This window comes from SAR324 cluster bacterium, from assembly GCA_029245725.1.
GTDB lineage: Bacteria > SAR324 > SAR324 > SAR324 > NAC60-12 > JCVI-SCAAA005.
The window spans coordinates 1-6293 of record JAQWOT010000008.1 but is presented as its reverse complement, the minus strand read 5'-3'; the positions used below and the strand labels follow the sequence as shown (position 1 = coordinate 6293).

Genomic DNA, 6293 nt, shown 5'->3' with positions numbered 1-6293 from the left:
CACGAGCAAAATCAAAGTATTGTTCAACCAACAATATTGCCATTTCTCCCCGTTCCTGCAGCGTTTGAATGACTCGACCTATGTCTTGAATAATGGAGGGTTGAATTCCCTCTGTCGGTTCATCAAGTAACAATAGCTTTGGTTGGGTCACCAGGGCACGGGCGATTACCAGTTGTTGTTGCTGTCCTCCAGAGAGGTCTCCACCACGTCGGCCTAGCATTTGTTGAAGTACTGGAAAAATTGAAAAAACCTCCCCATCAAAACGTTTTTTCTCTCTTGCCAAGCAGGTGTATCCTGATCTTAGATTTTCTTCAACTGTGAGTTGTGGAAAAATTTCTCGTCCTTGGGGTACGTAGGTAATTCCAGGGCGTGATCTCTTGCCAAGCAGGCCAGTTTGTAATATCTTTTCCTGCCCAATGAATGGAACCTTCACGGAGTGGTTGCTGGCCAACAATGGCTCGAAGCAAAGAGGTTTTGCCGACGCCATTTCTTCTGAGAAGAAAGGTTACACTGCCAATCGCCGCCCTCAGGTTAACCTTTCGGAGTGTTTGGCTCGCTCCGTAGTAAAGATCAGCTTGCTCCATCTGTAACATATTACCTCCCGAGGTAGACTTCGATCACGGTAGCATTGGACTGTACTTCTAAGTGAGTCCCTTCGGCCAGAACACTTCCTTCATGTAAGACCGAAACTTTACAATCCAGAGCCCTGACAAATTCCATATCGTGTTCCACCACCATCACGGACTTAGTACCAGAAATTTCCTGAAGTAATTCAGCAGTCTGTTCCGTTTCTGCATCGGTCATCCCAGCAACTGGTTCATCAACTAGCAGTAGTTGAGCGTCCTGAACAAGCAGCATTCCAATTTCTAACCACTGCTTTTGACCGTGCGAGAGGGAGCCTGCTGGATCATGCTGACGTTCAATTAAGCGAATTCTCATGAGCACCTGTTCCACAAGCTCTTGAAGTGTTCTTGAAGTTTTGAATGACAAAGCAGCCCAGATTCCTCTGTTTGCCTTGAGAGCCAAGTAAAGATTGTCAGAGACACTTTGCTGCTCAAAAACGGTTGGTTTTTGGAACTTTCTGACAATGCCAAGCTGGGCGATTTCACTTTCATCCAATGTCGCTAGATTGATCGTTTGGTTGTGGTAGAAGACGTCTCCTTGATCAAGGCAGATTTTGCCAGTTATCTCATCCATCATCGTAGTTTTTCCTGCTCCGTTTGGTCCGATGATCGGCTGTAATTCTCCGTGTTCTAGTAGGATCGATAAATTATTCAATGCCCGAAAGCCATCAAAGGTGACGGTTACACCATCTAGATAGAGGATACTTTCATTGAGAATTTTTCTCCGTGGACGAGAACAGGCTGGTTGACAAACGTGCCTCTGAACCTGAAGGTTTGAGAGGAGTCTTCAGTCTGTGTTGAAAAAGTTTGTCTCGATAAAATTGAATGCCCACGATGCCCTTAGGCAACAAAACAGTTACACAAACAAACATTCCACCAAGAACAAACAGCCAAAGCTCGGGCATTGCTCCGGTAAACCAGGTTTTTGCTAAATTAACGACGATTGCTCCAAGGCAGCACCATAGAGGGTACCTCTTCCCCCTACAGCAACCCAGATAACGATCTCAATTGAATTTAGTGGAGAAAATTCACCAGGATTGATGATACCAACCTGAGGTACATACAAGGCACCCGCTAATCCTGCGAGCATAGCCGCAACGACAAACGCAAATAGTTTATAATTTGCTGTGTGATATCCAAGGAAACGACTCCGACTCTCTGCATCTCTGACAGCCAACAAAACCTTTCCATAGTGGGTTTTGAGCAGCCAGCGGCATAAAACAAAGCCCCCAGCCAGAGCAAATGCTGAAATGATGAAGAGTCCCCGCCGAGTAGAATCCGCCTGCAGTTCAATCCCTAAAACATCTTTGAAATTAGTCAGCCTATTGTTCCCACCAAATCCAAGCTCGTTTAGGAAAAAAGCAAGCATCAGAGATAGGTAAGTGCCTGAGTAATGATCGAAAGGTAGACACCAGTAACCCTGGAACGGAAGGCAAACCAACCAAAGACAAGGGCCAAAAGTCTTGGAATCAGAAGAACCATCAGGATCGAAAAAATAAATGAGTCAAAGCCCCACCAATACCAAGGTAAGTTTTCCCAGCTCAAGAACACCATGAAATCAGGCAGAACTGGATGCCCATATACTCCACGTTCTCCAATTTCCCGCATCAAATGCATCCCAAATGCGTAGCCACCTAGCGCAAAAAAAGCACCGTGTCCAAGGCTGAGAATTCCACAATATCCCCAGACCAAATCTAGCGAGAGAGCAAGTAAAGCGAAACAAAGATACTTGCCCATCAGGTTTACAGCATAAGTTGGGATGTGAAGCACAGAGTCTTGGCTAATGAGACCGTTCAGTACGGGAACTAGAGTGACCAGAGCCAGGAGACAGCCAAGGAACCATCGAGCACCTGAATCAGCTAGTAAGGTGTTGAAAAATGAGTTTGTTTGCATGATTGAGGTTAGTTTTTGTGTCACTCATTTCTTGAGATGCTAGTTTTCAACAAATCGTCCCTTGAGTGCAAACATGCCGCGAGGTCTCTTCTGAAGGAAGAGAATGATCAAAACGAGCACGATGATTTTTGCTGCAACTGCTCTAGCGAAAGGCTCCAAAAGCTTATTGGTCAAGCCCAGGCTCATGGCCCCAAAGAAAGTTCCCCAGAGATTGCCCACTCCTCCGAAGACTACGACCATGAAAGAGTCGATGATATAAGACTGCCCTAAATTTGGGCCCACATTAGTTAGTTGACTCAGAGCTATCCCAGCAATTCCAGCGATTCCTGAACCCAAGCCAAAGGTGAGGGTGTCAACTTGGTCGGCTCTGATTCCCATTGCATTGGCCATCCGCTGATTTTGGGTGACTGCACGCATTTCCAGGCCGAAATGACTTCTTTTAGAAGAGCGAATAACGTCAGCAGTACGAATGGAACAAACAGGATGATGGTCAGACGATTGTAGGTGATTGATAGAAGGGGATTGATTTCCAAGATTCCCTGCATCCAACTTGGGGTCAGTACGTTTTGGTTGAGGGGTCCAAAAATACTCCTGACAGCTTGCTGAAGAAAAAGGCTCACTCCGAAAGTTGCCAGCAGTGTCTCGAGGGTTCGTCCATAGATTAATCGGATGACAGTACGCTCGAGAATAATTCCCACTGTGCCTGCGACGAGAAACGCTGCTGGAATAGAGATGAAAAGGGAGTACTCCACATGGTTTGGCAATGCTTTCTGGATGACATAGGTCGTGTAGGCGCCCAGCATGATCATCTTACCATGAGCCATATTGATTACGCCCATTATACCAAAGGTGACAGCTAGGCCGATTGCTGCTAACAGCAATACAGACCCCAAACTTACCCCAAAAAACAACGTCTCAACTCCACCATAGATGTCTTCCCAAAACTCAATTTGCTTCAGGGTTGCTGTGATTTTTTCTCGGATATCTAACTCAGGTTCATTCCAATTACCTGAGGTATCCTTCTGTAGTAGCTCAGTCAGAAGATTCCTGACGTCTTGATCAAGAGATTCACTCAGTAGTGTTACAGATTGGCGGTGAATCTCTGGGTCTGGATGCTTTAGTTGAAGGAGGGCCAAACTAAACCGCAAAACTTCTCGGACTGATTCCACTTTTTCATCGGCAAGTGCTTGTTGAAGGAGGGGCAAGATTTCTTCTGCTTGGCCATCTCGTAGCTTACGAGCAGCTTCACTCCTTGCCTTAGGATCTGGATCGGAGAGAGCTAGGAGGGCTAGGGCGTTATGTAGTGTAGAACGAATTTTGTTGTTGACACGAATGCGATTGAGTTGATGAGAAATCACCTCCTTAGCTAATTCTGAACCTGAAAAATGTCGTAAAGAGTGTAATCATTTCGGCTGCCTACCGCTCTCACCAATTGTTTGTCACTCTTTCGTTGATACAATTCGTTTGTAAGCATAGCCTCCAACAAGGGTTGGGCTCGCTGATCAACAGATTGGCCTAAAGCTATGACAGCTGTCTCTACGACTGAAAACTTTTTTTGGGTCAATTGTTGTAGGATGTTTTCCCATTCTGATCCTTCCACATGAAGAACATGAAGAGGAAGAAGCAGAAGAATGAGGAAGGTGACCCGGCTCATCGGTTTGGTAATTAGTAGTAGCGGTCATGAGTTATGACCGCTGGATTGGGGAGGGATGACTCATTGATCAGTTTGATCAGTGAGTCACTTTTTTGGTGATCAGTAGTTTTGACCAGAGCATTTGCCAGTACTGATGTTGTAGTTTCCACAGGAAATTGGAGCCGTCCAGTCAGCGACAATTGGCTTACTGTCAGGTAAAAAGTCTGACCATGCATCTCCAATGACGCCACCAGGGGTCTGCCACACTGTCTCAAATTGACCATCTGCCTGGATCTCCCCAATCAAAACAGGTTTTGTCAGATGATGATTCGTATTCATCACTGCGGCTCCCCCTGTCAAATTTGGGCTAGTAAGCTCATACAGCGCTTCACGGACTGCATCAACATCTGTGGTACCTGCTTTCTCGACCGCCTCAACCCACATGTTGAAACCTATATCATGAGCTTCCATTGGATCATTAGTTACACGTTCCTCATTGCCAATGAAAGCGTGCCATTTTTCGATAAAGTCATAGTTGACGTCCGCGTCAGCACTCATGAAATAATTCCAGGCAGCTAGATGGCCGACGAGAGGTTCGGTGTCAATTCCTGACAGTTCTTCCTCGCCCAGAGAGAAAGCGACTACAGGAATATCTTCTGCAGAAATCCCCTGATTACCAAGTTCTTTGTAAAATGGCACATTTGCGTCTCCATTAATTGTGGAGACCACGGCGGTCTTTTTTCCTTCAGAACCAAATGTCTTAATGTCAGAGACAATGGTTTGCCAGTCAGAATGGCCAAAAAGAGTGTAATTGATCATGATATCTGATGCAGCGACTCCACTGTCTTTAAGATATTGTTCAAGAATTTTGTTGGTTGTTCGAGGATAGACATAATCTGTTCCAGCTAGTACCCATCGTTCTACTCCAAGTTTGTCCATCAGGTAGTTGACCGCAGGGATTGCCTGCTGATTAGGTGCGGCACCCGTATAAAATACGTTTTCCGAAGATTCCTCACCCTCATATTGAACTGGGTAGAAGAGCAATCCATTTAGTTCTTCAAAAACGGGCAATACAGATTTCCTAGAAACAGATGTCCAGCAGCCGAATACTACGTCAACCTTTTCGATGTCAACTAGTTCACGTGCTTTTTCTGCAAATAAGGGCCAGTCAGAAGCTGGGTCCACTACAACGGCTTCCTATTGTTTACCCAATAGGCCACCTTTCTCATTTTGCTCCTCTACGAGCATCAGCACTGTATCTTTAAGAGTTGTTTCACTGATTGCCATTGTTCCAGACAACGAGTGAAGTGCGCCTACTTTGATAGTGTCCGCAGCATTTGCTAAACCAACTACTAATCCTGCCAAACCGGTCAGCAGGAGACGCTTTGCAAATGAAGAATGTTTTTTCCAAATCATATTTGCCTTGGGGGTGAAGATTAAAATTCAAGGTGATTGCCATTCAAAAAGACAATAAAAATTCTGCAGCCAGAATGCCAGAAAATAATTTCAACAAGAATTGTTCTTAATTACTGAAATTCTTATAACTGATTAATATATAATCAGTTAATCCTCAAGAATTACTGAATTTCCATGATTACTAATTATTTTTGATTAAAATTTATCTATTTTTTAATCAGTCCACTAATTATCAATTTTAATTGAGAATCAAACTTGCTTGAGCAAATTTTGTGTATTCTTTGAAGTGAATTTGTGTTGAATTTCTGAAATCCCCCAAAACTCATGAAAATAAACTTGTGTAAATATCAATGTCATGAATGCAGATTTCAAATGTTGAGGTGACTTGACTTGAATAGTGGAGTATGTGATCTTGCACAATTTCTGCATCTGGTGGGTTTATATCTGTCCCAAAAAAGTCCTGAGTTCAGGGAATCACTGGAGTAGAACAATTTTCTTTAAATGCAATTTGAGGGTGGCTGAGTCCTCCGCGGGAACATGGTGTCCAGAGAGCTTCGTATATGGGTAATGAGAAGCGCCAATTGGCACCACTGACTTATGAATTGCCGGATCCTTCTCAATTCCTGGTACTGGACCCGGAAGAGGAGACTTTGGATGCCCAGTTACTGGTGCAGGGCTTTGAGGCATTCAACCAGGCTACCCAAAAGCTTCAGGATTATTACAGAGGT

4 protein-coding genes and 3 pseudogenes are annotated in these 6293 nt (G+C 44.5%); all 7 read right to left on the bottom strand.

The features are described 5' to 3' along the window. The 7 genes and pseudogenes from urtE to urtA all read right to left on the bottom strand — a co-directional run bounded on the left by urtE (window position 1) and on the right by urtA (window position 5565). A pseudogene (urtE, locus tag P8O70_00225) lies at window positions 1-593 on the bottom strand (urea ABC transporter ATP-binding subunit UrtE). 1 nt (window position 594) lies between these two features. Further along, window positions 595-1341, bottom strand: coding sequence for an urea ABC transporter ATP-binding protein UrtD (gene urtD / locus P8O70_00220; protein ID MDG2195309.1), 747 nt, complete (start codon window positions 1339-1341; stop codon window positions 595-597). After that, window positions 1331-2516, bottom strand: a pseudogene (gene urtC, locus P8O70_00215) (urea ABC transporter permease subunit UrtC). The gene urtD and the pseudogene urtC overlap by 11 nt, the downstream one beginning before the upstream one ends. Before the next feature lie 39 nt (window positions 2517-2555). Next, window positions 2556-2906, bottom strand: a complete 351-nt coding sequence (locus P8O70_00210) for a hypothetical protein (protein ID MDG2195308.1) — start codon at window positions 2904-2906, stop codon at window positions 2556-2558. Next, window positions 2819-3874 carry a hypothetical protein gene (locus P8O70_00205; protein ID MDG2195307.1) on the bottom strand — a complete coding sequence of 352 codons (1056 nt, stop codon included), beginning with the start codon at window positions 3872-3874 and terminating at the stop codon, window positions 2819-2821. Before P8O70_00205 ends, P8O70_00210 begins: the two co-directional genes overlap by 88 nt. A gap of 8 nt (window positions 3875-3882) precedes the next feature. After that, a complete protein-coding gene (locus P8O70_00200; GenBank protein ID MDG2195306.1) occupies window positions 3883-4170 on the bottom strand; it encodes a hypothetical protein in 288 nt (95 codons plus the stop codon). 99 nt (window positions 4171-4269) lie between these two features. Next, a pseudogene (urtA, locus tag P8O70_00195) lies at window positions 4270-5565 on the bottom strand (urea ABC transporter substrate-binding protein). Between the last annotated feature and the right edge of the window lie 728 nt (window positions 5566-6293).

Bases quoted from the DNA above. Each gene is read 5' to 3' on its own strand.
- P8O70_00200 (MDG2195306.1), bottom strand. From the start codon at position 4,170: ATGAGCCGGGTCACCTTCCTCATTCTTCTGCTTCTTCCTCTTCATGTT.
- P8O70_00210 (MDG2195308.1), bottom strand. From the start codon at position 2,906: ATGGCCAATGCAATGGGAATCAGAGCCGACCAAGTTGACACCCTCACC.